Source organism: Micromonospora sp. NPDC004551 (genome assembly GCF_040609975.1).
Classification (GTDB): domain Bacteria; phylum Actinomycetota; class Actinomycetes; order Mycobacteriales; family Micromonosporaceae; genus Micromonospora.
Genome location: NZ_JBEXLM010000008.1, coordinates 65,912 through 92,038, shown reverse-complemented (window position 1 = coordinate 92,038; position 26,127 = coordinate 65,912). Strand labels below are relative to the sequence as shown.

Here is a 26,127-nt window from a genome sequence, read left to right as displayed (position 1 = left end):
CCCATGGCCCAGTACGCAGTCCTCGTCTACTCGCCCGCGCCGGCCGACCCGATGGACCTGACCCCCGACTACGTGGCCCTGCTGGAGCGCTACGGCGACCAGGTCACCGAGCTGGGCGGGCAGATCCTCACGGGGTTCGCGCTCCAGCCGAGCACCACCGCCACGGCGATCCGCGGTGACCTGGTCACCGACGGCCCGTTCATCGAGGCCAAGGAGGTCGTCGCCGGCTTCTTCGTCCTGGAGGCGCCCGACCTGGACGTGGCCCTGAAGATCGCCAAGCTGAACCCGGCCACCATCGACGGCGGCGTCGAGGTCCGGCCGCTGTTCCAGCCGCCGGCCGAGTGAGCGACGCCGCTACGGTCGCCGCCGAACGCGCCGTCGCGGACGCGCACCGTCGCGAGTGGGCCTTCGTGCTCGCCGCGACGGCGCGCGTCGCCGGCGACCTCGACGTGGCCGAGGAGTGCGTCCAGGACGCCTACCTGGCCGCGCTGGCCGCCTGGGCACGCGACGGCGTACCCGACAAGCCGGGCGCCTGGCTGACCGCCACCGCGAAGCGCAAGGCGCTCGACGTGCTGCGCCGGGAGAAGGTCTTCCGGACGAAGATGCCCCTGCTCGTCGAACCGGCGGAGGCCGAGATGGCGGAGGAGCCCGCCGGGGACGCGGTGCCCGACGACCGGCTGCGGCTGGTGTTCACCTGCTGCCACCCGGCGCTGGCCCGGGAGGCCCAGGTGGCGCTGACCCTGCGTCTGGTCTGCGGGGTGGCCACCGGCGACATCGCTCGCGCGTTCCTGGTGACCGAGACGACCATGGCGGCCCGGGTCACCCGGGCCAAGAAGAAGATCGCCGCCGCCCGCATCCCCTACCGGGTGCCGGAGGCCGCCGAGCTGCCCGAACGGCTCGACGCCGTGCTCACCGTGATCCACCTGCTCTTCACCACGGGGCACACCGCGCCGACCGGGGCCGGCCTGGTCCGCACCGACCTGGTCGACCGGGCGGTGCACCTGACCCGGATGCTGCTCGCCCTGATGCCCGACGAGCCGGAGGTGCGCGGGCTGCTCGCCCTGCTGCTGCTCACCGACGCCCGCCGGGCCACCCGCACCGACGCCGACGGCCGGCTGCTGGTGCTGGAGGAGCAGGACCGGTCCCAGTGGGACCGAGCGGCCATCGCCGAGGGCAACCAGTTGGTCCTCGGCGCGTTCCGCACCGGCCGGGTCGGCCGGTACGCCCTCCAGGCCGCCATCGCCTCGCTGCACGCGATCGCCCCCAGTTACCCGGCCACCGACTGGCCCCAGGTCGTCCGTCTCTACGACGAGCTGCTCAAGCGCTGGCCGTCGCCGGTGGTGGCGCTCAACCGGGCCGTGGCGGTGTCCATGGTCGACGGACCGGCGGCCGCGCTCGGGGAGGTCGACGACCTGGCGGCCGACGCCCGGCTGGGCGGCTACCACTACCTGCCGGCGATCCGCGCCGACCTGCTCCGCCGCCTCGACCGGCCGCGGGAGGCCGCCGACGCCTACCGGGCGGCGCTGGACCTGGTCGACAACGAGGCGGAACGGGCCTTCCTGGTCGCCCGCCTCGCCGAGGTCGATGGAGCGCCGGGACCGGTCACGTGACCACGGTGCAGTCGAGAATCCGGCCGTCCAGGGTGCCGATCGCCAGGCGGCCGGGCGCCAGGCGGGTCAGGGACAGCGGCACGACACAGTGACCACCGAGCCGTAGTTCCTGCCGGAGGCGCACCGTGCCGTCATGGGCGTCCAACACCACCAACTCGCCGGAGTTGAAGGCGACGTACACCAGGTCATGGTCGACGTCGAGGGCCGTGGCCTGGTGGTCCGCGGTGAAGGCCCACTGCGCCGCGCCGCCCGGATACGCGCGGCGCACCACGAACGCGTTGCCCGGCAGCAGTCCCGCGCCGTCGTGGACCACACCGGTGTGCACGAGCGCGGGCCCCGAGCTGTCCTCGACGTATGCCCCGGCGCCGCCGTACAGGTGACCGCCGCGCGACGCATCCCACTCCAGCGGGAACAGCCGGCGCACCCGCCCGTCGGGCGGGTCGACGGCGACCACCCACTTGTCCCGCCATGGCTTGTCCTCGCGGCCCTGAAGGAACAACAACTCGGGCGCGTAGCGGATGTCCAGGAACTGGTTGAACAGGTCGTACCGGCCGAGCCGGAGCACGGCCGCCGATTCCCCGGCGGGGGCCCGAAGCAGCACCTTCCCGCGCGCCGCCCGGCTGTCGTGCCGTGAGTCGCGCAGCGCCCACCAGCCGTCGGTCCGGGAGGTGACCACCACCGGAGTGGCCGCCGTCTCCGTGGCCCGCACCTCACCCGCCGCCAGGTCGACCCGCCGCAGCACGCTCGGGTCGGTGATCCAGCCCCGGTTCTGGAACCGGGGCGGCGTCTGGGTCAGCGCCAGCGCCGCCCGCTCGTCCGGCGCCACCATGATCTGGCAGCCCGTGCCCTCGGCCGGCAACCGCCAGAGCTGCTCGACCGAGCCCCCGGACCAGCACTCCAGGCCGACCGCTTCGAGAGCGGCGAGGATCCGGCCGTCGGCGAGCCCGCGCACCGCCCAGACCGTCCGGCGCCGTGCCCAGGCCAGCCCCCGCTCCCCAGCGAGCCGGTCGAGATGGGCGGCGGCCGCCGCCAGGTCGGCGCTTGGCGGGTCCGGCACCGGTTCCTCGCCGTACGGCGGCCGCAGCATCCCGTCGCCGACCGTGGCCCAGTCATCCCGGCTGATGGAGCACGCGAGCGACCTGCCGCCGAACCGCTTCTCGTCCTCGTCACAGGGGATCGCCAGCACGAGGTCGAGCCGGTGAGGGTCGTGCCACCTGATCCGCCGCACCTCGCGCGGATACGCCAGCAGCGACACGACCGACCCCGTGGTCAGGTCCAGCAGCAGCAGTTCCCCCTCGTAGGCCCATCCACCGTCGTACGAGCCGGTGCCGATCGCCACCAGTGGGAGGGTCGGGTGGAAGGCGATGGCGTTGGCCCGCCACCGGGTGGTGCCGTGGTGCCGGCAGGTGAGATCGTCGGCCCGGTAGACCGCCAGCGGGTACCAACCCGGATGAGGACGGGACCGGGCGGACACGTCCCGGCCGTGCCACTGCGGATGCGCGAGCGCGCCGCCGACCACGATCAGGCGCCCGTCGGGCGAGACCGCGGTGACGCGTGGCTCGCCGATCTCACGGAACGGGCCGTCGCCCAGCACCCGGTCGACCCGGATCTCGGACGGGCTCACCGGATTTCGATGGAGTCGATTCTCTCGATCATGGACCAAGCTTCGCGGTCGGACCGGTCGGCGACAACGGATTTCCACCACCTGGCGGTCAGCGGACCTGCCGGCGCGCCTCCGTGACCGTGCGGCGGGCGTCGCGCCAGGCGATCAGGGCGGTGCGGAGCCGGGGCGAGGTGACCGGCTCGCCCCGGCGGCGGGCCCGCAGTTGATCGACCAGCCAGGCCGGGGCGGCGGCCGCCTCGACCGCCGCGGTCTTGGTGAGCAGGTCGCCGTGGCGCAGCGCGTACCGGCCGCGGGCCATCGAGGTGAGCCCGAGGTCGGCGAGGGCGGGGTCGAGCCACAACCAGGGACGCCGGGCCGCCCAGGCCCAGTAGCCGGTGAGTTCGGCGCGGGCGGCGGCCCGGACGTCGTCGTCGCTCACCGGCGGAAACACGTCGCCGGGCGGACGGCCGAAGACGGCGTACCCGTGGCGTACCAGCTCGGCCCGCGTGACGCCGGACAGGATGCGCTGGACGAGCTGTCCGTGCGTCCACGTCGGATGCTTCCGGTGGACGTCCGGGATGGTCGCGCTGTCGACGTGGACGCACCCCAGGTGCAACCCGGCGGCGCTGCCCGCGTCGAGGCGGCGGTGCACGGCGACGAGCGCGGCCTCCCGCGCGGCGTCGACCGGGCCGTCGGTCAGCGCCACCAGGTCGAGATCGCTCACGCCGGGCCGGTGGTCGCCGGTCGCCAGCGACCCGGCCACCAGCAGATCGGTGACCCAGCCGAGCGCCGCGAGCTCACCGGCGAATTCGTCGACGGCCGGCAGCCTCACCATGACTCCACCCTGGCCTCCGCAGTGAATCTTGGACACTTGTCGTTCGCCCCGAACAGCAAGTGTCCAAGATTGGCCGGCTCCGCCCAGCCCTACCCGAACCAGGTGATGGCCTGGCCGTGGCCGCGGGTCCAGGCCAGCGGCCTCCCGTCCAGCGCCAGCACGTTGTGGAAGCCGCCGGGCGGTTGCTCGGGCAGCGCCGGGTAGCGCACCACGTCGGGGTCCTCGTTGGCGATCCAGTGCCCGGGCAGCCCGCGCACGACCTCGGCGAACGCCTCCCGCCCGGGTGGCGGCACCTGGTAGAGCACCGAGGTGTGGAACACCACCAGGGTCGCGTCCCGCGGCGCCCGCGCGGCCAGCGCCGGCAGGTCGTCCACCAGGTCGCCCCGCACCAGCAGCGGCGGGTCGGCCGCGGCCACGGCCGCCGCGGCTTGCAACCGCTCGCGGCGGTGCCCGTGCTCCGGCCAGATGAGCGCGTCCAGCCATGCCACGTCGGCCGGGTCGCGCACATCGAGCGGGTTGAGGTCCAGGCCGGCCCGCCACACCACCTCAGGCCGGCGGTCCGGCGGCGCCGTCCCGCTGATCGTGCAGTCGAGGACCGGTTCACCCGAGCCGAGCCGGTGGTCGCCGTAGCGGTAGGCGTACCGGTCGGGGTAGAGGTTCAGGCCCGCGGAGGCGCCGACCTCCAGCAGGGCGAGCGGCTGGGGCAGCGACGCCAGCACCGGCAGGAGTACGGCACACCGGCCGGGCTCGTTGGTCTGCGTGGCCCGGACCCGCATCTCGGCCTCGACCGCCGGCCAGTTCGCGAGCACGTACTCGTGGAAGGCGGCCGGGTCCTCGACCGGTCCGCCGAGCAGCCGCACCACGCCGAAGAGCAGGTTCGGCTGGCGCTTGGCCGGCGGCAGGGTGCCGATCCGGGCCAGCAGCTCGCCGTCGCGGGCGACCGCCTCCGACAGCCGCTCGTACGCGGGCGACACCCCGCGCGCCTCGCGGGCGGCGAAGGTGGCGTAGCGGTCCGCAGTGGTCATGGCCCGAGCATTCCAGCCGGATGCCGTGGTGGAGCTTCCCCGACGGCGTGAGCTTCGTCCCGCTCAGACGCCGCGAGCGCGGCAGGGAGATCCCTGCCGCGCTCGCGAGCGGTCGTTCGTCAGCTGCAGCCGCTGGTGGAGCCGCAGCCCTCGCAGACGTAGCAGCTACCGGCCGGCCGCATCTTCGTGCCGCAGGTGAAGCAGAGCGGCGCGTCCGCGGCCTTGCCGATCACGGCCTCCAGCAGTTCGGTGCTGGAGCCCACCGACGGCGCCGGCTTGGCGGCGGCCACGTCGGCCACCTCCTGCGCCGGCTGGGCCACCGGGCCGGTCTTCGGCTCGGGCGCCTCGACCGGGGCGGAGGCGGCCATCGCGGTGAGGTCCGCACCGCTCGCCTCCGCCTCCGCCTCGGCCGCGAGCTGGGCGGCCCGCTCCTTGGCCGTGAAGATGCCCAGCTCCGCGCGGCGCTCGTACGGCAGGAAGTCCAGGGCCAGGCGACGGAAGATGTAGTCCATCACCGAGGCCGCCATCCGCACGTCCGGGTCGTCGGTCATGCCGGCCGGCTCGAAGCGCATGTTGGTGAACTTGCTGACGTACGTCTCCAGCGGGACGCCGTACTGGAGACCGATGGAGATGGCCACCGAGAAGGCGTCCATCACGCCGGCCAGGGTCGAGCCCTGCTTCGACATCTTGAGGAAGACCTCGCCGAGGCCGTCGTCCGGGTACGACGAGGCGGTGAGGTAGCCCTCCGCGCCGCCGACCGAGAACGAGATGGTCTCCGACGGGCGCTTCTTCGGCAGCCGCTTGCGGACCGGCCGGTATTCCACGACCTTCTCCACGACCTTCGCCGGCTCGGCCACCGGCTCGACCGCCTTGTTCGGCTTGGCGGCCGACAGCGGCTGACCCACCTTGCAGTTGTCCCGGTAGATCGCCAGCGCCTTGAGGCCGAGCTTCCAGCCCTCGAAGTAGATCTTCTCGACGTCCTCGACGGTCGCCTGCTCGGGCATGTTGACCGTCTTGGAGATGGCGCCGGAGATGAACGGCTGGACGGCCGCCATCATCCGCACGTGGCCCATCGGCGCGATGGACCGCTCGCCCATGGCGCAGTCGAAGACCGGGTAGTGCTCCGGCTTCAGGCCGGGGGCGTCCACCACGTGGCCGTGGTCGGCGATGTGCTCGACGATCGCCTCGACCTGCTCCTCGGGGTAGCCGAGGCTGCGCAGGGCGCGCGGCACGGTCTGGTTGACGATCTGCATCGAGCCGCCGCCGACCAGCTTCTTGAACTTGACCAGGGCCAGGTCCGGCTCGACACCGGTGGTGTCGCAGTCCATCATCAGGCCGATGGTGCCGGTCGGGGCGAGCACGCTGGCCTGCGAGTTCCGCCAGCCGTTCTTGTCACCCACCTTGTTGCCCAGCGTCCACTGCTTGGTGGCCTCGCGCTGGACGGCGCTGGCCACGGCGCCGGCCGGCTTGATCGCGTCGTTGGCGGCCGCGTGCTTGCGCATGACCCGCTTGTGCGCCTCGGCGTTGCGGGCGTAGCCCTCGTACGCGCCGACGATGCCGGCCAGCTCGGCCGAGCGGCGGTAGGCGGTGCCGGTCATCAGCGAGGTGATCGCCGCGGCGACCTCCCGGCCCTGCTCCGAGTCGTATGGCAGGCCGGAGGCCATCAGCAGCGCGCCGAGGTTGGCGTAGCCGATACCGAGCTGCCGGTAGGCACGGGTGGTCTCGCCGATCTTCTCGGTCGGGAAGTCGGCGAAGCAGATCGAGATGTCCATCGCGGTGATGACGAACTCGACCGACTTGACGAACTTCTCCACCTCGAAGCCGCCGTCGGCGCGCATGAACTTCATGAGGTTCAGCGAGGCCAGGTTGCACGAGGAGTTGTCCAGGTGCAGGTACTCCGAGCACGGGTTCGACGCGGTGATCCGCCCGGTCTCCGGGCAGGTGTGCCAGTCGTTGATGGTGTCGTCGTACTGCAGGCCGGGGTCGGCACACTCCCAGGCGGCCTGGGAGATGGTGCGGAACAGCTTCTTGGCGTCGATCGTCTCGATGGTCTGCCCGTCGAGCCGGCCGCGCAGGTCGAAGCCGCCGCCGTTCTCCACCGCGGTCATGAACTCGTCGGAGACCCGAACCGAGTTGTTGGCGTTCTGGTACTGCACGCTGACGATGTCGGCGCCGCCCAGGTCCATGTCGAAGCCGGCGTCCCGCAGCGCGCGGATCTTGTCCTCCTCGCGCGCCTTGGTCGCCACGAACTCCTCGATGTCCGGGTGGTCGACGTCGAGGATGACCATCTTGGCGGCCCGCCGGGTGGCGCCACCGGACTTGATGGTGCCGGCCGAGGCGTCCGCGCCGCGCATGAAGCTGACCGGGCCGGAGGCGGTGCCGCCGGAGGAGAGGAGCTCCTTCGAGGAACGGATGCGGGAGAGGTTGACGCCGGCGCCCGAGCCGCCCTGGAAGATCCGGCCCTCCTCCTTGTACCAGTCCAGGATGGAGTCCATCGAGTCGTCGACCGAGAGGATGAAGCACGCGCTGACCTGCTGCGGCGACGGCGTGCCGACGTTGAACCAGACCGGCGAGTTGAAGCTGAACACCTGGTGCAGCAGCATCCAGGTCAGCTCGTGCGCGAACACCTCCGCGTCGGCGGGGGTGGCGAAGTAGCCGTACTCCTCACCGGCGGTGCGGTAGGTGTCGACCACCCGGTCGATGAGCTGCCGCAGCGACCACTCCCGCTCCGGGGTCCCCACCGCGCCCCGGAAGTACTTGGTGGTCACGATGTTGGCCGCGTTGACCGACCAGGACTCGGGGAACTCCACCCCGCGCTGCTCGAAGTTGATCGAACCGTCCCGCCAGTTCGTCATCACGACGTCGCGGCGCTCCCAGGCGACCTCGTCGTAGGGATGCACCCCCTCGGTCGTCCAGACGCGCTCGATCTTCAGCCCTGCCCCGGCCTTGTTCCGTGACTTGCTGGTCGTCACGCCCTCGCCCCCCTCGTCAGCGCGGTCACCCACCGCGCGTCGTCCAACTGTCAGAAATCCGTGAAACTCAACTGGTCGCGCCGGCGGCCCCGACCGCCCCGGCACCCTCGCGGGCGATCGCGGCGGCCCGCAGCGTCTCGATCTCGCGCTCGAAGTCGGCGAGCGAGTCGAAGGAGCGGTAGACGCTGGCGAACCGCAGGTAGGCCACCTCGTCGAGGTCGCGCAGCGGGCCGAGGATGGCCAGCCCGACCTCGTTGCTGGGAATCTCGGCGGCCCCCTTGGCCCGCACGGTCTCCTCGACCTTCTGCGCGAGCAGCGCGATGGAGTCGTCGTCGACCGGCCGGCCCTGGCACGCCTTGCGCACCCCGCCGATGATCTTGGTGCGGCTGAACGGCTCGGTCACCCCGCTGCGCTTGACCACCGCGAGCACCGCCTCCTCGACGGTGGTGAACCGCTTGCCGCATTCCGGGCAGGACCGCCGCCGCCGGATGAGCTGGCCGTCGTCGGCCTCCCGCGAGTCGACCACCCGGGAGTCGGCATGCCGGCAGTACGGACACCGCATCGCCCGACCTCCTTCATCAACCGCGGCCCACCGGCCGCATCCGGGCACGCGTCACCGCGGCGGCACCATCTCTCGATGGCCGCCGCCGGGCCGACGGTACGGGAGTGCGGTCGGTAACCGGACCCAACCTGTAGGCGACTTACGCCCATGTAACCACAACATCTAGGGGTCGACCGTATGCCGTCGTACTAGCGAGGTCAAGTTGAGCGGCGTGTCCGGCGAGTCGCCAGAATCACGCCCCCGTCCCACCCCGTCCCCGGCGTACCGAGGAGCCCAACGGCCGGCGGCCGCCGGAGTCACGGGGCGCGACGATAGAACATTCGTTCGAGAGCGACGTACCATTTATCAGAACAGGCGTACGGAAATCCAGGATTTCGACGCGACACGCCGACAACAGGTCGTACAGATGTTTGAAAATGGCCGATCTCACCTATACGGTCAACAACGACCGGGCGCGGCGGATCGCGGCGGACCGGCCGACAGCACCATGTCAGCACGCACCACGAGCCGACGAGGCACCCAGCGCCGACCAGGGAGGACGGACGTGACCGAGGACCGGGCCAGCCGGCAGAAGAACCCGCAGCCGATCGACGGGGCGGGTCCGCCGGCGACCCGTCGACCCCGCACCGCGCGCAGCCGGGCGGCCCAGCCCGCCGTGCGTCCGGTCACCCCGGTGGTCAGCAGCTTCCCCGACCCGTCGACGGTCGACCTCACGGCCCGGCAGCGCCGGATCCTGGAGTTCATCCGCGCGTGGGTGGAGCGCCACGGCTACCCGCCGAGCGTGCGCGAGATCGGCGAGGCGGTCGGCCTGGTCTCCCCGTCGAGCGTCGCCTACCAGCTCAAGGAGCTGGAGAAGAAGGGCTTCCTGCGCCGCGACCCCAACCGGCCCCGCGCCGTGGACGTCCGGGCACCCGGCGACGTCGACGACGAGGCCGCCCGCGCCCAGCGCCCCGCACCGGCCTATGTGCCGATGCTGGGCCGGATCGCCGCCGGTGGCCCGATCCTCGCCGAGCAGGCCGTGGAGGACATCTTCCCCCTCCCCCGCGAGCTGGTCGGTGAGGGCGAGGTCTTCATGCTTCAGGTCAAGGGCGACTCGATGCTCGACGCGGCGATCTGCGACGGCGACTGGGTGGTGGTCCGGCAGCAGCCGACCGCCGAGGTCGGCGACATCGTGGCGGCCATGCTCGACGGCGAGGCGACCGTGAAGACCTACCGGCGGCGCGACGGGCACGTCTGGCTGATGCCGCAGAACCCGGCCTTCGACCCGATCCCCGGCGACGACGCGACCATCATGGGTCGCGTGGTCGCCGTGCTCCGCCGCATCTGAGCCGAGAAGAAAGGGGGGTGACCGCCGGTCACCCCCCTTTCTCGTGCGCTCAGTAGCGGTCGCCCCGGTAGTCCCGGCCGCCGCCGGAGAACTGGCCGTACTGCTGGCCCCGGTCGCCGTAGCCGCCGTCGCGCGGGTCCCGGCGGTCGGGCTCGCGGCGCGGCGGTTCCCCGCGCCCCGGGCCGTAGCCGCCACCGCCGCCCGGCCGGCCACCGCCGTAGCCACCGCCACCGCCACCGCCACCGCCACCGCCACCGTAGACGCCGCCACCCTGCGGACGGCCGCCACCCTGCGGGCCGCCGCCGTAGACCGCGCCCCCGCGACCGCCGCCGCCCTGCGGACGGCCGCCGCCGTAGACCCCGCCGGCCGGGCGGCCGCCGTTCGCCGGGGCACCGCCGTAGACCCCGCCCTGGCCGCCACCGCCGCCGTAGACGCCGCCGCGGGGCGGGGCGTCGGGCCGGCCGGCCGGCGGGTAGCCGGCGTTGCCCGGGAACTCGTCGTCACGCTCGTCGGTGGGCTCGGCCGGCGGCGCCGGCTTGCGCCGGGCCCGCAGGATGCCGAAGATGCCGGCGCCGACCATGAGGGCGCCGAGTACGCCGAGTGCCGCGATGAGGTACGTGATCTCGTCGAGGGTGAGCCCTTCGATCCAGGACTTCTCGGCGGCCGGCTTCGTCACGTCCTTGCCGGCGTTGGGCAGCGCCTCGGCCCCGGTGGTGGCCGGGGTGTAGCTGAGGATGTCGATCGGGTCCGTGGCGTCCAGGAGGCCGCCGTCGGACACGGTGACGAAGGACTTGCCGTCGGGCGTGTAGGAGATGGCCTCGCCGAACGGGTCCGCCAGGGGGGTGACCCGGGGCTTGCCGGTGGTCAACGCGCCGACGATGTTGCCGCCGGTCACGTCGAACTCGAAGGCGTCACCGTAGGTGCGCAGCACCACCTTGCTGCCGTCGGGCGAGCGGGCCGCACCGGTGACCAGCAGCCGGCCGGGGCCGCCCAGCTTGTTCTCGGTGTTGGTCTTGGGAAGGGTGACCTCGCCGACCTTCTTCATCGGGATCGGCTCGGTGTCGGCGGTGCTCTTCAGCTTCGCCGTGGGCGTGAAGATCTCCGACTTGCCGGACAGGTCCTTGGTGATGACCAGCGGCAGGTTGTCGTCGCCGACGAGCAGCGCCTCCGCGTCGTGCGGCTCGTTGCCCGGGTAGGTCAGCCGGTGCAGCACCGGCTGCTTCGACCCGCTCAGCGGCATGACCCAGACGGCGACCCGCTCCCGGCGGGTCTTGGCCTCGACGTTGTCGCCGGTGTCGGCGATCCAGAGCGTCTTCCTGTCCGGCCCGACGGCCAGGTCCTCGGTGTCGCGGGGCCCCGGATCCGGGTATCGGACCGGGTCCTTCGCGATCTCACACTTCGTGTCGAGGAAGAAGACCCGCTTGCGGCTCTCGTCGTCGCTGCCGTCGTTGATCACGACGTAGCCGGTGCTGGTGGCGACAATGCCGGACAGTTCCCGGAGTCGCTTGTCCTCGACGGTGCACTTCTTCTTGGGAGCCGCGGCCAGCACGGGGGCCGCGGCGGGAGCCGCCAGGGCGAACCCGGCCGGCGCCACGACCGCGCCGACGAGGCTCAGCGCGATCGTGACCGAGGAGACAGCGTGCCGCATGGCGCCAAGTGTCGCACGACCCAGGTTTCCGGCGGGTGACGCCGGACGGCTCACCGCCCGGCGCCCACCCGTTCCTCGCTGGTGAGCCGGTCACCGGCCCGGTACGGCACCAGCTCGGCGGCCAGCGCCTGGCCCACCCGGACGTGCAGCAGCGTGCCCTCCGGCAGGTGCGCCGTGCTGAGCACCTCTCCCTGCCGGTGCACCCGGGCCACCAGGTCACCCCGGTCGTACGGGAGCACCGCCCGGACCTCGACGGCCGGCCGCGGCAGCCGCTGCTCGATCGCCTCGCGCAGATCGTCGACCCCGCGCCCGCTGTGCGCGGAGACGAGGACCGCCTCCGGCCAGAGCCGCTTGAGCCGCAGCAGCGTCTCCTCGTCGGTGGCGTCGATCTTGTTGACCACCAGCAGCTCCGGCAGTCGGTCGGCGCCCACCTCGGCGAGCACCTCGCGGACCGCCCGCACCTGCTCCTCCGGGTCCGGGTGGGTGCCGTCGACCACGTGCACCACCAGGTCGGCGTCGCCGACCTCCTCCAGCGTCGAGCGGAACGCCTCGACGATCTGGTGCGGCAGGTGCCGGACGAACCCGACCGTGTCGGAGAGGGTGTACAGCCGGCCGTCGGAGGCCGTGGCCCGGCGGGTGGTCGGGTCCAGGGTGGCGAACAGCGCGTTCTCCACCAGCACACCCGCCCCGGTCAGGCGGTTGAGCAGGCTGGACTTGCCGGCGTTGGTGTAGCCGGCGATGGCCACCGCGGGCACCGCGTTGCGGGAGCGGCGGGCGCGCTTCGTCTGGCGTACCGTCGCCATGCTCTTGATCTCGCGGCGCAGCCGCGCGATCCGGTGCCGGATCCGGCGCCGGTCGGTCTCGAGCTTGGTCTCACCGGGACCGCGCAGGCCCACGCCGCCGCCGGCGCCACCGCCGCGGCCGCTACCACCGGTCTGCCGGGAGAGGGTCTCACCCCAACCACGCAGTCGCGGGAGCAGGTATTCGAGCTGGGCCAGCTCGACCTGCGCCTTGCCCTCGCGGCTCTTGGCGTGCTGGGCGAAGATGTCGAGGATCAGAGCGGTGCGGTCGACCACCTTGACCTTGGTGCGCTGCTCCAGGTTGCGCAGCTGCGACGGGGACAGTTCGCCGTCGCAGATGACCGTGTCGGCGCCGGTGGCGAGCACCACCGCGCCCAGGTCGTCGACCTTGCCCCGACCGATGTACGTGGCCGGGTCCGGCCGGCTGCGCCGCTGGATCAGCCCCTCGAGCACCTGCGAGCCGGCCGTCTCGGCCAGCGCCGCCAGCTCGGTGAGGCTGTTGTCGGCGTCGTCCTGGGTCCCCGCGGTCCAGACACCGACGAGGACGACCCGCTCAAGCCGGAGCTGGCGGTATTCGACCTCGGTGATGTCGCTGAGCTCGGTGGAGAGGCCGGGGACCCGCCGCAGCGCCTGCCGCTCCGACAGCTCGAACTCGCCGGTGGTGGCGTCGAGCTCGTCGTCCTCGTAGGGAAGGAAGGTCTCCTGGTCTCGCAAACCGCGACTCCTGTCCGTTATGTCTTTTGCCGGGGCATTTCCGGTGTGCATGAGCATCCTGACATGTACCAACGCCTCACGCACCTGCTATATGCCCGTGGCATTACTAACTGGTAGCGGGGTCGGATGCTCGCCGACCTGGGCGGGCGAGTAGAAATGCCAGGCGAGCCGCCAGCGCCGACGGAGGAGTTCCACGTGGCCAACACCCGACTGCCGAGTGCCGGATTCTCGATCACGATCCGGATCGCGGTCCCCGCCGACGCCTCCTCCATCGGGCGGCTGACCACCGCGGCGGGCGAGGCCGGCGCGATCGTCACCGCGCTGGACGTGGTCGACTCCGACCCGGCCCACGTGATCGTCGACCTCACCTGCGACACCGCCGACGCGAACCACGCCGACCAGGTGGTCGACGCGCTGACCGCGCTCGACGGGGTAGACGTCCGCAAGGTCTCCGACCGGACGTTCCTGCTGCACCTCGGGGGCAAGATCGAGGTCAGCTCGAAGGTCGCGCTGCGCACCCGCGACGAGCTGTCCCGCGCGTACACGCCGGGTGTGGCCCGGGTCTGCCAGGCGATCGCCGAGAACCCGGCCGACGCCCGCCGGCTCACCATCAAGCGCAACACGGTCGCCGTGGTCAGCGACGGCTCCGCCGTGCTCGGCCTGGGCAACCTCGGTCCGGCCGCCTCGCTGCCCGTCATGGAGGGCAAGGCGGCGCTGTTCAAGCGCTTCGGCGGCGTGGACGCGTGGCCCGTGGTGCTGGACACCCAGGACACCGACGAGATCGTGCAGATCGTCAAGGCGATCGCGCCGGCGTACGGGGGCATCAACCTGGAGGACATCGCCGCACCGCGCTGCTTCGAGATCGAGGCCCGGTTGCGCGAGGCGCTGGACATCCCGGTCTTCCACGACGACCAGCACGGCACCGCGATCTGCGTGCTGGCCGCGCTGACCAATGCGCTGCGCGTGGTGGGCAAGCAGCTCTCGGACGTCCGGGTCGTGGTCTCCGGCGCCGGCGCGGCAGGCACCGCGATCATGAAGCTGCTGCTGCGGCAGGGCGTGGGCGACATCATCGCGTACGACCGGCAGGGCGCCCTGCACCGCGACCTGCCCGACCTCAACCCGGCCTGGCGGTGGCTGGCGGAGAACACCAACAAGGAGAACTACTCCGGCGACCTGCCCGGCGCGATCCGGGGTGCGGACGTGTTCATCGGCGTGAGCGCCCCGAACCTGCTGACCGGCGAGGACATCGCCGGCATGGCCAAGGACGCGATCGTCTTCGCGCTGGCCAACCCGGACCCGGAGGTGGACCCGCGGGAGGCGCGCAAGCACGCCGCCGTGGTCGCGACCGGCCGGTCCGATCAGCCGAACCAGATCAACAACGTGCTCGCCTTCCCGGGCGTCTTCCGCGGCATGCTCGACGCGCACGCCGAGGAGTTCACCGAGGAGATGGCCATCGCGGCGGCCCGGGCCATCGCGGACGTGGTCGGCGAGGACAAGATCAACCCGACGGTGATCGTGCCGAGCGTCTTCGACTCGCGGGTCGCCCCGGCCGTCGCCGCCGCCGTCCGCGCCGCGGCCCAGAACCCGGGCGCGACGCCTCCGCCGGCCGCCGACCCGGGTCCGGCCGACCTCCCCGAGATCGCCGCCAACGCCAGCGCCACCCCCTGACCCCACCGTCCGGGTGCGCCGCCGAGCGTTGATCAAGAAGTTTGCGTCGGGCCGGGCCCGGATTCAGACGCAAACTTCTTGATCAACTTGCCGGAGGCGGGCCCGCGAGGGCGCGGCTGTGTGGTCAGGCTTTCAGGGCCGTTGGGGTTAGTTCGCCGGTGGCGATCAGGACGGCCGGGCCGGACAGCCAGCAGGTGTCGTCGGTGATGGTGATCGTGAGGCGGCCGCCGGGTACGTCCACGGTCACCGTGCCGGTGTCCCGGCCGGCGTCGCGCAGGGCCACGGCGGCCACCGCGCAGGCGCCGGTGCCGCAGGACAGCGTCTCGGCCGAGCCACGCTCGTAGACCCGCATGAGCACGTGCCCGTCGGTGCCCTCGACCGGCTCGCCCGGGGTGGTGAACTCGACGTTCACCCCGGCCGGGAAGACGGACGGGTCGACGTCGGGCGCCCGGGTGAGGTCCAGGCCGCCCAGGTCGAGGCTGGCTGGCAGCGCGCAGACCAGGTGCGGGTTGCCCACGTCCACGGCCGCGCCGGTCAGGGTGAGCCCGCCCACGGTGGCGGTGGCCGTGTCGTACAGCCGGGGGCGGCGCATCTCGACGGCCACGTCGGCGCCCTCGACCCGGGCGCGGACCAGGCCCGCGCGGGTCGCCAGCGGCAGGGTCCCGCCGGACGGGGCCGCCAGGCCGGTCTCCAGCAGGTAGCGGACGAAGACCCGGGCCCCGTTGCCGCACATCTCGGCGAACGAGCCGTCGGAGTTCCAGTAGTCCATGAACCACTCGGCCTCGCCGGCCAGCGCGGCGCCGTCCGGGTGCTTGGCGGCGCGGACCACCCGCAACACGCCGTCGCCGCCGAGGCCGCGCCGCCGGTCGCAGAGCGCGGCGACCAGGCCGGGCGTCAGGTCGAGCGCCCCGTCCGGGTCGGGCAGGATGACGAAGTCGTTGCCGGTGCCGTGGCCCTTGGTGAACTCCACGCCCTCATCATTCCCGATGCTCGGCGACCACCCGCAGCGCAGTGTCGAGAAACTCCGGCGCGGCCGAGTCCAGCCAGTGGATGCGCGGGTCGCGGCGGAACCAGGAGCGCTGCCGGCGGACGAACCGCCGGGTGGCCCGGACGGTCTCCTCGTGCGCCTGCGCCTCGGTCAGCTCCCCCGCCAGGAAGCGCAGCACCTGCTGGTAGCCGAGCGCCCGGCTGGCCGTCCGCCCCTCGGGCAGGCCCCGGCCGACCAGGGTCCGCGTCTCGTCGACCAGGCCGTCGGCCCACATGCGGTCGACCCGCCGGGCGATCCGCTCGTCCAGCAGCGCCGTGTCCAGGTCGACGCCGAGCTGCACCGACGGGTAGTGCGGCGTCGGCGCGGGCAGCGAGGCCGTGAACGGCGCGCCGGTCAGCTCGACGACCTCCAGGGCGCGGACGATCCGCCGGCCGTTGCTCGGCAGGATGCCGGCCGCGGCCACCGGGTCGGCCTCGGCCAGCCGGGCGTGCAGGGGCGCCGGGCCGACCGCGGCCAGTTCCGCCTCCAGCCGCTCCCGCACCGCCGGGTCGGTGCCGGGGAACTCGAACTGCTCCAGCACCGCCCGCACGTAGAGCCCGGAGCCACCGACCAGCAGCGGCACCCGGCCCCGGGCCAGGATGTCGTCGACGGCCGCGCGGGCCAGCCTCTGGTATTCGGCGACGCTGGCCGGCTCGGTCACCGGCCAGATGTCGAGCAGGTGGTGCGGCACACCCTCCCGTTCGGCCGGGGTCAGCTTGGCGGTGCCGATGTCCATGCCGCGGTAGAGCTGCATGGAGTCGGCGTTGACCACCTCGCCGCCGAGGGCGTGCGCCAGGGCGATGCTCAGCGCCGACTTGCCCGCCGCGGTCGGCCCGACCACGGCGACGACGGTCCGCGTCACTGCCGCTCTCCGTTCGCGACCGCGGGGCTCGCGAGCTCACTCCGCGCGCTCACCGCAGCTCCCAGTTCGCCACGAAGTAGGCAACGCCGTAGGGGGCCCGGTGGTAGGTCACGTCGCCGCGCCAGTCACCGCCCGCCGCGCGGACCGCGCCGGTCAGCACCTGCCACGGCGCCCGCCCGGCGACCTTCAGCTCCGCCGACAGCACCGGGTCCAGGCCGAGCAGGGCCTCGGCGTCCACGCCGGCCAGGGCCGCGGCGACCCCCTCGTCGTACGCGGGCGCGCGCGGGTCGTCGTAGCCGGGTGCCTTGACGCCCCGGCAGGCCGACCCGTCCCCGAGTACCAGCAGCGCGGTCCGCCCGTCGAACTCGGCGGCCAGCTCCGCACCGAGGGCGGCGCACTCGGCCGGTGCCGCGTCGGCGGCGACCGCCCGGGCCAGCCGGGGCAGCTCGGTGCCGGACCGGTTCACCAGCCAGGCGCCGATGGTGAGGCTCAACGGCAGCACCGCGGCGCCCGCGCAGTTGACCTTCCAGAGCCGGACGTCCCGGTCCAGGCCGAACGGGCGCAGCGAACCGTGGTCGGCCGTGCCGAACCGCGCCGTCCGCGGCCCGCCGCCGAGCAGCACGATCACCTCGGGGTCGGCGGCGAGCAGCCGGGCCACGGCCGCGTCGGCGGCGGCGCGGAGGTCGTCCAGCTCGGGCGCGGCGGCGCCGGCCAGCTCGGGCACGATCAGGGGCGGGTGGGGGCAGACGGCGGCGGCGACCAGGGGCACCGGTCCAACCTATCCGTATCCCCCGGTGCGTCCCCGCGCCGATCCGGTCATCGAGGCGCTACGACACCGTATGGTCACGGTCGACGACAGGCGCTCGACACGGACCGGGTCGGACCTGTGACAATGCCGGGAGAACTTTGCTGCGCCGTGGCGGCGATCGCGGGAGGTGTCCCGACGACGCCGGGAGAACGAGGATGGGCACATGAGCGACTGGACTGCCTTCGGACGGGTGGACGAGGACGGCACCGTCTACGTCAAGACCGCCGAGGGCGAGCGGGTGGTCGGATCCTGGCAGGCGGGGGCACCGGAGGAAGGGCTCGCCCACTTCGCCCGGCGCTTCGCCGACCTGGTGACGGAGGTGGATCTGACCGAGGCCCGGCTCAACTCGGGCGCGGCGGACGCCGGCCACTCGCTGACGACGATCCGGCGGATCCGCGCCTCGCTGGCCGAGGCGCACGTCGTCGGGGACATCGACGCCCTGGCCGCCCGCCTCGACAAGCTGGCCGCGGTGGCCGAGGAGAAGGCCGGTGAGGCCCGGGCCGCCCGGGACGCCGCCCGCGGCGAGGCGCTCGCGCGCAAGACCGCCCTGGTCGAGGAGGCGGAGAAGCTGGCCGCCGAGTCGACCGGCTGGAAGACCGCCGGCGACCGGCTCAAGGAGATCCTCGACGAGTGGAAGACCATTCGCGGGGTCGACAAGAAGGCCGACGGTGAGCTGTGGAAGCGGTTCGCCGCCGCCCGCGACGGCTTCACCCGCCGCCGGGGCGCCCACTTCGCCTCCCTGGACCAGCAGCGCAAGCAGGCGCAGGGGGTCAAGGAGGAGCTGGTCGCCGAGGCCGAGAAGCTCAAGGAGTCGACCGACTGGGGCGCCACGGCCAACCAGCTCAAGGACCTGATGGCCCAGTGGAAGGCCGCGCCGCGCGCCTCCAAGGAGGCCGAGCAGAAGCTCTGGGAACGGTTCCGGGCCGCGCAGGACGAGTTCTTCACCCGGCGCAGCGAGGTCTTCTCGGCGCGGGACAACGAGCAGCGCGCCAACCTGGAGCGCAAGCAGGCCCTGCTCGCCGAGGCTGAGGCGCTCGACGTCGACGGCGACCCGAAGGGCGCCCAGGCGAAGCTGCGGGAGATCCAGGCGCAGTGGCACGAGGCCGGGCGGGTGCCCCGCGAGGCGGCCGCCGGGCTGGAGCGCCGGCTGCGCGTCGTGGACGACAAGGTCCGTGAGGTCATGGACTCGGCATGGCGGCGCACCTCCAAGGAGGACAACCCGCTGCTGGCCCAGATGCGGGCCCAGGTCGCCGAGGCCGAGGACCGGCTGGCCCGGGCCCAGGCCGCCGGCGACGCCCGCCGGGTCAAGGAGGCCGAGCAGGCGCTCGCCTCGAAGCGGCAGTTCCTCCAGCTGGCCGAGCAGGCCGGCTGAGTTCAGCGTCACCGGGAAGCCCCCGGTCCCGCCTCGGGACCGGGGGCTTCTCCGTGTGCGCGGGCGGGAACCGGAAAGCGCCTTCTCGGCGCGGCCCCCGGTCGCCCTGTTGACGCATCGAGGTGAGCTGATCAAAATGGGCGGCGGAGCCAGGTTCCGGCACCGGCACGAGGGCACCGACGGCTGATCCGGCCGTCGACGATCGCCGGTGCTCCCCCGCGAGTGGCCGTCCACGTGACACGGCCCGTCGCGCGCTGTCCGCGTACTCGATGACGAGCGGGCCGTCTCCCCTGGTTTCTCCGCCCGCGGCGCTCGCGCGGCGCGGGCATCCGAAGTGGAGCTCGCCAATGCACCGACCCACCGCCCTCGGCGGCGCCCTCGCGGCGCTCGCCACCGCCGCGGCCGGCGTCCTCGTCGCCGCCGCCGTCAGCACCACACCGGCCGCCGCGGCCACCGCCGGGACCGGCACCGGCTACCTGCACACCAGCGGCAACAAGATCGTGGACAGCACGGGGGCCACGGTCCGGCTCACCGGCATCAACTGGTTCGGCATGGAGACCGACAACAAGACCTTCCACGGCCTGTGGTCGAGCAACCCGTGGCGCGGCCAGCTCGACACCATGGCCCGGCTGGGCTACAACACGCTGCGCATCCCCTACTCGAACGACGCGCTGAAGCCGGGCGCGACGGCCACCGGCATCAACGACTTCGTGAACCCGGACCTGGTCGGGCTCTCGCCGTTGCAGATCCTCGACAAGGTGATCGACTACGCGGGCGGCAAGGGGATGCGGGTCATCCTGGACCGGCACCGGCCGACCTCGGCCGGTCAGTCGCCGCTCTGGTACACCTCGACGGTCTCCGAGGCGACCTGGATCGCCGACTGGAAGATGCTCGCCCAGCGGTACGCGAACAACCCGACGGTGATCGGCGCGGACCTGCACAACGAGCCGCACGCCGAGGGCACCAACCCGGCGGCCACCGGCGCCTGCTGGGGCTGCGGCGACACCGCCCGGGACTGGCGGCTGGCCGCCGAGCGGGCCGGCAACGCGATCCTCGGGGTGCAGCCGAACTGGCTGATCTTCGTGGAGGGGGTGAGCTGCCCGAGCGGCGGCCTGTCGAACGTCTGGGACAACGACCCGAGCAACGACGAGGACTGCGGCTGGTGGGGCGGCAACCTGTCCAAGGCCGGGCAGTTCCCGGTGCGGCTGAACGTGGCCAACCGGCTGGTCTACTCCCCGCACGAGTACGCCACCTCGGTCTACCACCAGACCTGGTTCGACGACCCGACCTACCCCGCGAACATGCCGGGCATCTGGGACAAGTACTGGGGCTACCTCTACAAGCAGAACATCGCGCCGATCATGATGGGCGAGTTCGGCACCACGCTCCAGGACCCGAAGGACAAGGTGTGGTTGCAGAACCTCATGGCGTACACCGGGACCGGGGTGACCGGGATGTCCTTCACCTACTGGTCGTGGAACCCGAACTCGGGTGACACCGGCGGCATCGCCAACGACGACTGGACCACCATCAACCAGGCCAAGCAGGACATCCTCCAGCCCTACCTGATCCCGCCGACCGGTGGGGGCGGCAACCCCACCCCGACCCCGACCGGCACCGGCTCGCCGGCGCCCACCACGCCGGCGCCGACCGGGGGCTGCACGGCCACGTACAAGCAGGTCAACGCGTGGCAGGGCGGCTTCCAGGGCGAGCTGACCGTGAAGAACACCGGCACCGCGGCGGTCAACCCGTGGTCGGCCACCTGGACCTGGCCGTCCGGCGTGACCCTGGCCAGCGGCTGGAACGCCACCGTCACGCAGTCCGGCACGACGGTCACGGCGGCCGCGCCGAGCTGGGCGTCGTCGCTGGCGCCGGGCGCGTCGGTGACCGTCGGCTTCACGGCCAACGGCACGGCCGCCGCACCGGGCGCCGTGAAGCTCAACGGCACCGCCTGCTGAGAAAGGCGACGGCCGGGGCCGCCACGGGGCGGTCCCGGCCGTCGGCGGTCGCTCAGTTGGCGGCGCAGCCGCCGGTGGGCGCGGGCAGCGCGGCCGGCGCGCCGATCGTCGGCAGCCCGAGCAGCACCCCGGGGGTACGCGGGGCGCGCCCCGCCTCGGCCGCGTCACCGGCCCGGGTGCGCCGGTGCGACAGCGGCTCACCGTCGGCGTTGAGGTGGTGCGGGGCGGCGTAGGTGACCGTGGTGTGCACGATGTCCCCGGGGCGGATCTGCCCGGCGAGCGCGCCCGCGTCGAAGTGCACGAGACGGCCGTCGCGGGCGCGGCCGGACAGCCGGCCGGTGCGCTCGTCCTTGCGCCCCTCGCCGACCGCGACCAGCACCTCGACGGTCTCCCCCACGAGCTTCCGGTTCTCCGCCCAGGTGATCTCCTCGACCGTGGCGATCAGCCGCTCGTACCGCTCCTGCACGACCTGCTTGGGCAACTGGCCGTCCATGGTCGCGGCCGGGGTGCCGGGGCGCTTCGAGTACTGGAACGTGAACGCCGACGAGAAGCGGGCCTCGCGCACCACGTCGAGGGTGCGTTCGAAGTCGGCGTCGGTCTCGCCGGGGAAGCCGACGATGATGTCGGTGGTGATCGCGGCGTCGGGCATGGCGGCCCGCACCTTCTCGATGATCCCCAGGTACTTCTCCGACCGGTACGAGCGGCGCATGGCGCGCAGCACGTCGTCGGAGCCGGACTGGAGCGGCATGTGCAGCGAGTGGCAGACGTTGGGCGTCTCGGCCATCGCGGCGATCACGTCGTCGGTGAAGTCCTTCGGGTGCGGGCTGGTGAACCGGACCCGCTCCAGGCCGTCGATGTCGCCGCACGCGCGCAGCAGCTTGCCGAAGGCGTAGCGGTCACCGAACTCCACGCCGTAGGAGTTGACGTTCTGCCCGAGCAGCGTCACCTCCAGCACGCCCTCGTCGACCAGCGCGCGCACCTCGGAGAGGATGTCGCCGGGGCGGCGGTCCTTCTCCTTGCCGCGCAGGGACGGCACGATGCAGAACGTGCAGGTGTTGTTGCAGCCCACCGAGATCGACACCCAGCCGGCGTACGTCGACTCGCGCCGGGTCGGCAGCGTGGACGGGAAGACGTCGAGGGATTCGAGGATCTCCACCTCGGCCGCGGTGTTGTGCCGGGCCCGCTCCAGCAGCACCGGCAGCGAGCCGATGTTGTGCGTGCCGAAGACCACGTCCACCCAGGGCGCCTTGCGGACGATCTCGCCGCGGTCCTTCTGGGCCAGGCAGCCGCCGACGGCGATCTGCATCCCGGGGTGCTTGTCCTTCACGGGGCGCAGATGACCCAGGTTGCCGTAGAGCCGGTTGTCGGCGTTCTCCCGGACGGCGCAGGTGTTGAACACCACCACGTCGGGCTGCTCGTCGGCCTCGGCGGCGCGCACGTAGCCGGCCTGTTCGAGCAGGCCGGAGATGCGCTCGGAGTCGTGCACGTTCATCTGGCAGCCGTACGTGCGCACCTGGTAGGTGCGCGGGCTGCCCGCGGCTGCGGTAGTCATGACCCGGACAGCGTATCCGGGCGGAGCTGGTCGGATCGAACGAGGAGGAGCCGTGTGCCGAGGCGCTCGGCGAGCGCCGAGGCCTGATCGTTGACGCGGGAGCCACCCGACGCGCCGGCCCCCGGCATCGATGGGACGTCAACGATCACGGCGCCGCCCCTCGCCGCCGGGTCAGGCGGCGGCGAGGGCCGGGGCGACCGAGTCGGGGGCCCACCGGGAGCGGTGGCACTGCGACCAGCCGCGGCAGCGGGGGTCCGCCACGGTGCAGAGCCGCTGGTCGCTGAGCACCTCGCCGTCGTCGGTCTCGACCACGTCGAAGTGCACCGGCCGGATCGTCCCGTCCGGGGCGACCAGCAGGTGCCGCCCGGCGTCGAGGGTGTCGTCGCGCATCAGGCAGTTGCGGTCCAGCAGCCGGGCCAGCGCCGCGATGCTGGGCAGCTCGGGCAGGCGCTCGGGCACGCCGTAACAGTCGACCATGGTCCCGTACGCCCCGGGCGCCTCCCACACGTCGCACACCACCGCGTACGCGGGAAGTCGGGCCGGGTCGGCGACGGCGAGGGGCATCACCACCCGGCCGAGCGCCTCGGCCAGCGCCGGGTAGACCTCCACCGGCGCCGCGCCGTCGATTCTCCAGTTCCACAGCTCGGTCATGCCGCCTCCTCGCTGCGCTCGTCCCACCGGCCTCCGGATCGGGCCTTACTGACGATGGTGGGGTGCATATGACCTCAGCCGGGCGCAAGTTACCGGTCTGTGACCATTACGGGCAAAATTTCCCGGGGGGACCTCGCCCGGAGTAGCGGGAAGGTGACAGTTTATCGGGTATCGTGCCCGGTCCGCGAGGCGAACCACCGGGGTGCGGTGACGGATTCGTGAATGCCGGCGCCGGCTTCAGCGCACCCGGACGAGGTGTTCGCCGGCCGGCAACAGCTCGCCGACCACCGTGCCGCCCGGGACCTCGCCCGCGACCAGCAGCCCGCCCGAGGTCTGCGCGTCGGCCAGCAGCAGCCGTTCCTCCTCGTCGGCCCCGCCGAAGTCGGTCCACGGCGTCACCCAGTCCAGGTTGCGCCGGGTGCCGCCGCTGACGTACCCGTCGCGCAGCGCCTCCCGGGCGCCGGACAGGTAGGGCACCGCGACCGCGTCGATCGCCACGGTGAGCCGGCTGGCCCGGGCCAGCTTCGAGGCGTGCCCGAGCAGCCCGAACCCGGTCACGTCGGTGCCGCAGCGGATCCCGGCCGCCACCGCCGCCCGCGCCGCGTCCCGGTTCAGTCGTGCCATCGAGGCGACCGCCTCCGGGAACCGCTCTCCGGTCCGCTTGTGCCGGGTGTTCAGCACCCCGACGCCGAGCGGCTTGGTCAGCGACAACGGCAGGCCGGCCCGGCCGGCGTCCAGGGTGATCAGCTCCTCGGGCCGGACCACCCCGGTGACGGCCAGCCCGTACTTCGGGCCGTCGTCGTCCACGCTGTGCCCGCCGGCCAGGTGGCAGCCGGCCTCCCGCGCCACGTCCTGACCGCCGCGCAGCACCTCCCGGGCCAGCTCCAGCGGCAGCACCTCGCGGGGCCAGCAGAGCAGGTTGAGCGCGACCAGCGGGGTGCCGCCCATGGCGTAGACGTCGGAGAGTGCGTTGGCGGCGGCGATCCGCCCCCAGTCGTAGGCGTCGTCGACCACCGGGGTGAAGAAGTCGGCGGTGGTGACCAGGCCGGTGCGCTCGTCCAGCCGGACCACCGCGGCGTCGTCACCGTGCTCCAGACCGACCAGCAGCTCGGCGGCGCCGACGGCCGGCGCCAGCCCGGCCACCATGGTCTCGAGCTCACCCGGCGGGATCTTGCAGGCGCAGCCGCCGCCGCGGGCGTAATCGGTCAGCCGGAGTGCAGGTGCCATCTCCACATGATCTCCGTGAACCGCCGTGACGGCCATTCGGGCGCCCCTTTCGTGACGGAATTCGGACTGACGGGCACGGCGGTGACCGGTGTTACCGCTCCGTGACCATTCGAGTTGCGTTCTGCCACATCACCCCGCCTACAGTGGCCCAACCGGGGGTCTCGCGACCCCGCTTTCCGTACGGACGACAGGGACGGTGGACGACGTGACGACGGGCGAACCGCTGATCGTGCTCGACGGGGTGAACAAGTGGTTCGGCCCGCTGCACGTGCTGGACGACGTCTCGCTCTCCGTCGGCAGGGGCGAGGTGGTCGTGGTGATCGGCCCGTCCGGCTCCGGCAAGTCGACGCTGTGCCGCACCATCAACCGGCTGGAGCCGATCAACTCGGGCACCATCACCTTCGACGGCACCCCGCTGCCGGACGAGGGCAAGGCGCTGGCCAAGCTGCGCAGCGAGGTCGGCATGGTGTTCCAGTCGTTCAACCTCTTCGCGCACAAGACCATCCTGGAGAACGTCACCCTCGGTCCGGTCAAGGTGCGCCGGGAGAAGCCGGCCGCCGCCCGTGAGCGCGGCCTGGCCCTGCTCGACCGGGTGGGCATCGCCAACCAGGCGGACAAGTACCCGGCGCAGCTCTCCGGCGGCCAGCAGCAGCGGGTGGCCATCGCCCGCGCGCTGGCCATGCAGCCCAAGGCGATGCTCTTCGACGAGCCCACCAGCGCCCTGGACCCGGAGATGGTCGGCGAGGTGCTCGACGTGATGACCTCACTGGCCCGCGACGGCATGACCATGGTCGTGGTGACCCACGAGATGGGCTTCGCCCGGCACGCGGCCAACCGGGTCGTCTTCATGGCCGACGGCCAGCTGGTCGAGGAGGCCCCGCCCACGGAGTTCTTCGCGAACCCGCGCAGCGAGCGGGCCAAGGACTTCCTGTCCAAGATCCTCACGCACTGAGCGTCCGTAGTTGGAGTGCGCCGTCCCCCGGTGGCTCCGTCGAAGAAGGAGATGAGTATGCGTTTCAAGCGCGTGGCCGCGGTCGCCGCGGCGGCGACCCTGGCGCTGGGCCTGGCCGCCTGCGGTGGTGACGACGGCGACGAGGGCACCGGCGCGGGCAGCAAGTCCTTCGCCGCCGGCAGCACCATGGAGCGGCTGAACAAGGCCCAGAAGATCAAGATCGGCACGAAGTTCGACCAGCCGGGCTTCGGCCAGAAGGGCCTGTCGGGCAAGCCGGAGGGCTTCGACGTCGAGGTCGCCAAGATCATCGTCAAGGAACTCGGCATCCCCGAGGACAAGATCGAGTACGTCGAGACCCCGTCGAAGGTCCGCGAGGACGTGATCGTCAACGGCACCGTCGACCTGGTCGCGGCGACCTACACGATCAACGACAAGCGCAAGGAGCGCATCGCGTTCGCCGGGCCGTACTACGAGGCCGGCCAGAACATCCTGGTGAAGAAGGACGACACCAGCATCACCGGCCCGGACTCCTTCAAGGACGGCACCAAGAAGGTCTGCTCGGTCACCGGCTCGACGCCGGCCGAGGAGATCAAGAAGCACGTCAAGGACGTCGGCACCCAGCTGGTGCTCTTCGACACCTACGACAAGTGCCGGGACGCCCTCAAGGGCGGCCAGGTGGACGCGGTGACCACGGACAACGTGATCCTGCTCGGCTACATCGCCAAGGACGAGGCGTCCTTCAAGCTCGCCGGTGAGAACTTCACCAAGGAGCCGTACGGCATCGGTGTCAAGAAGGAGGACACCGACTTCCGTAACTTCATCAACGACACGCTGGAGAAGGCCTTCCAGGACGGTAGCTGGAAGAAGGCCTGGGACGACACCGCCGGCAAGTTCGGTGCGGAGCTCGGCGCCGCCCCGACCATCAACCGCTACTGATCCGACCTGATCTGGAGG

General features: G+C 72.5%; 21 protein-coding genes. 8 read left to right on the top strand and 13 right to left on the bottom strand.

The window, feature by feature from the left end; translation table 11 throughout:
- Window positions 1-3 precede the first annotated feature (3 nt).
- Both ABZW14_RS12445 and ABZW14_RS12440 read left to right on the top strand, forming a co-directional pair.
- Window positions 4-345: a YciI family protein gene (locus tag ABZW14_RS12445; RefSeq protein WP_091269399.1), complete on the top strand. Its 342-nt coding sequence runs from the start codon at window positions 4-6 to the stop codon at window positions 343-345.
- Window positions 346-410: 65 nt separating this feature from the next.
- On the top strand, window positions 411-1,610 hold the full coding sequence (locus ABZW14_RS12440) for a DUF6596 domain-containing protein (RefSeq protein WP_355344511.1): 1,200 nt from the start codon (window positions 411-413) through the stop codon (window positions 1,608-1,610).
- Here the strand turns inward: ABZW14_RS12440 and ABZW14_RS12435 are convergent.
- From ABZW14_RS12435 to nrdR, 5 genes are all read right to left on the bottom strand, one after another.
- Window positions 1,603-3,234 carry a hypothetical protein gene (locus ABZW14_RS12435; RefSeq protein ID WP_355344148.1) on the bottom strand — a complete coding sequence of 544 codons (1,632 nt, stop codon included), beginning with the start codon at window positions 3,232-3,234 and terminating at the stop codon, window positions 1,603-1,605. The genes ABZW14_RS12440 and ABZW14_RS12435 overlap by 8 nt on opposite strands.
- Before the next feature lie 88 nt (window positions 3,235-3,322).
- A complete protein-coding gene (locus ABZW14_RS12430) occupies window positions 3,323-4,048 on the bottom strand; it encodes a nucleotidyltransferase domain-containing protein (protein ID WP_355344145.1) in 726 nt (241 codons plus the stop codon).
- Between the two features lie 89 nt (window positions 4,049-4,137).
- Window positions 4,138-5,073 carry a DUF2332 domain-containing protein gene (locus tag ABZW14_RS12425; protein ID WP_355344142.1) on the bottom strand — a complete coding sequence of 312 codons (936 nt, stop codon included), beginning with the start codon at window positions 5,071-5,073 and terminating at the stop codon, window positions 4,138-4,140.
- Window positions 5,074-5,192: 119 nt separating this feature from the next.
- Window positions 5,193-8,078: a vitamin B12-dependent ribonucleotide reductase gene (locus ABZW14_RS12420; RefSeq protein WP_355344139.1), complete on the bottom strand. Its 2,886-nt coding sequence runs from the start codon at window positions 8,076-8,078 to the stop codon at window positions 5,193-5,195.
- A 34-nt stretch (window positions 8,079-8,112) separates the two neighbouring features.
- On the bottom strand, window positions 8,113-8,607 hold the full coding sequence (nrdR, locus tag ABZW14_RS12415) for a transcriptional regulator NrdR (RefSeq protein WP_355344136.1): 495 nt from the start codon (window positions 8,605-8,607) through the stop codon (window positions 8,113-8,115).
- A gap of 544 nt (window positions 8,608-9,151) precedes the next feature.
- On the opposite strand from nrdR, the gene lexA reads away from it, so the two are divergent.
- On the top strand, window positions 9,152-9,934 hold the full coding sequence (gene lexA, locus ABZW14_RS12410; protein WP_355344133.1) for a transcriptional repressor LexA: 783 nt from the start codon (window positions 9,152-9,154) through the stop codon (window positions 9,932-9,934).
- Window positions 9,935-9,983: 49 nt separating this feature from the next.
- Here lexA and ABZW14_RS12405 read toward each other — a convergent pair whose 3' ends face one another.
- Both ABZW14_RS12405 and hflX read right to left on the bottom strand, forming a co-directional pair.
- On the bottom strand, window positions 9,984-11,582 hold the full coding sequence (locus ABZW14_RS12405; RefSeq protein WP_355344131.1) for a hypothetical protein: 1,599 nt from the start codon (window positions 11,580-11,582) through the stop codon (window positions 9,984-9,986).
- Between the two features lie 50 nt (window positions 11,583-11,632).
- Entirely contained in the window at window positions 11,633-13,096 is a 1,464-nt protein-coding gene (hflX, locus tag ABZW14_RS12400) for a GTPase HflX (protein WP_355344128.1), read from the bottom strand.
- Window positions 13,097-13,291: 195 nt separating this feature from the next.
- On the opposite strand from hflX, the gene ABZW14_RS12395 reads away from it, so the two are divergent.
- A complete protein-coding gene (locus tag ABZW14_RS12395) occupies window positions 13,292-14,764 on the top strand; it encodes an NAD-dependent malic enzyme (protein ID WP_355344125.1) in 1,473 nt (490 codons plus the stop codon).
- 124 nt (window positions 14,765-14,888) lie between these two features.
- On the opposite strand, the gene dapF is transcribed toward ABZW14_RS12395, so the two are convergent.
- From dapF to ABZW14_RS12380, 3 genes are read right to left on the bottom strand one after another with little or no spacing between them, the layout of a single operon-like run.
- Window positions 14,889-15,734, bottom strand: coding sequence for a diaminopimelate epimerase (dapF, locus tag ABZW14_RS12390; protein WP_355344122.1), 846 nt, complete (start codon window positions 15,732-15,734; stop codon window positions 14,889-14,891).
- A gap of 7 nt (window positions 15,735-15,741) precedes the next feature.
- Complete coding sequence (miaA, locus tag ABZW14_RS12385; protein WP_355344120.1) at window positions 15,742-16,653, bottom strand: tRNA (adenosine(37)-N6)-dimethylallyltransferase MiaA; 912 nt, start codon at window positions 16,651-16,653, stop codon at window positions 15,742-15,744.
- A 49-nt stretch (window positions 16,654-16,702) separates the two neighbouring features.
- Window positions 16,703-17,422: a hypothetical protein gene (locus ABZW14_RS12380; RefSeq protein ID WP_355344117.1), complete on the bottom strand. Its 720-nt coding sequence runs from the start codon at window positions 17,420-17,422 to the stop codon at window positions 16,703-16,705.
- Between the two features lie 202 nt (window positions 17,423-17,624).
- On the opposite strand from ABZW14_RS12380, the gene ABZW14_RS12375 reads away from it, so the two are divergent.
- Together ABZW14_RS12375 and ABZW14_RS12370 are read left to right on the top strand one after the other, a co-directional pair.
- Window positions 17,625-18,833, top strand: a complete 1,209-nt coding sequence (locus ABZW14_RS12375) for a DUF349 domain-containing protein (RefSeq protein ID WP_355344115.1) — start codon at window positions 17,625-17,627, stop codon at window positions 18,831-18,833.
- A gap of 347 nt (window positions 18,834-19,180) precedes the next feature.
- Complete coding sequence (locus ABZW14_RS12370) at window positions 19,181-20,791, top strand: cellulase family glycosylhydrolase (protein WP_355344112.1); 1,611 nt, start codon at window positions 19,181-19,183, stop codon at window positions 20,789-20,791.
- 52 nt (window positions 20,792-20,843) lie between these two features.
- On the opposite strand, the gene miaB is transcribed toward ABZW14_RS12370, so the two are convergent.
- The 3 genes from miaB to selD all read right to left on the bottom strand — a co-directional run bounded on the left by miaB (window position 20,844) and on the right by selD (window position 24,221).
- On the bottom strand, window positions 20,844-22,343 hold the full coding sequence (gene miaB / locus ABZW14_RS12365; RefSeq protein WP_355344109.1) for a tRNA (N6-isopentenyl adenosine(37)-C2)-methylthiotransferase MiaB: 1,500 nt from the start codon (window positions 22,341-22,343) through the stop codon (window positions 20,844-20,846).
- A 171-nt stretch (window positions 22,344-22,514) separates the two neighbouring features.
- Entirely contained in the window at window positions 22,515-22,994 is a 480-nt protein-coding gene (locus ABZW14_RS12360; RefSeq protein WP_355344106.1) for a hypothetical protein, read from the bottom strand.
- A 237-nt stretch (window positions 22,995-23,231) separates the two neighbouring features.
- Complete coding sequence (gene selD / locus ABZW14_RS12355) at window positions 23,232-24,221, bottom strand: selenide, water dikinase SelD (RefSeq protein WP_355344103.1); 990 nt, start codon at window positions 24,219-24,221, stop codon at window positions 23,232-23,234.
- Between the two features lie 196 nt (window positions 24,222-24,417).
- Between selD and ABZW14_RS12350 the strand changes: the two genes are divergently transcribed.
- Together ABZW14_RS12350 and ABZW14_RS12345 are read left to right on the top strand one after the other, a co-directional pair.
- A complete protein-coding gene (locus tag ABZW14_RS12350) occupies window positions 24,418-25,173 on the top strand; it encodes an amino acid ABC transporter ATP-binding protein (RefSeq protein ID WP_355344100.1) in 756 nt (251 codons plus the stop codon).
- A gap of 57 nt (window positions 25,174-25,230) precedes the next feature.
- Window positions 25,231-26,109 carry a glutamate ABC transporter substrate-binding protein gene (locus tag ABZW14_RS12345; RefSeq protein WP_355344097.1) on the top strand — a complete coding sequence of 293 codons (879 nt, stop codon included), beginning with the start codon at window positions 25,231-25,233 and terminating at the stop codon, window positions 26,107-26,109.
- Window positions 26,110-26,127: the final 18 nt, after the last annotated feature.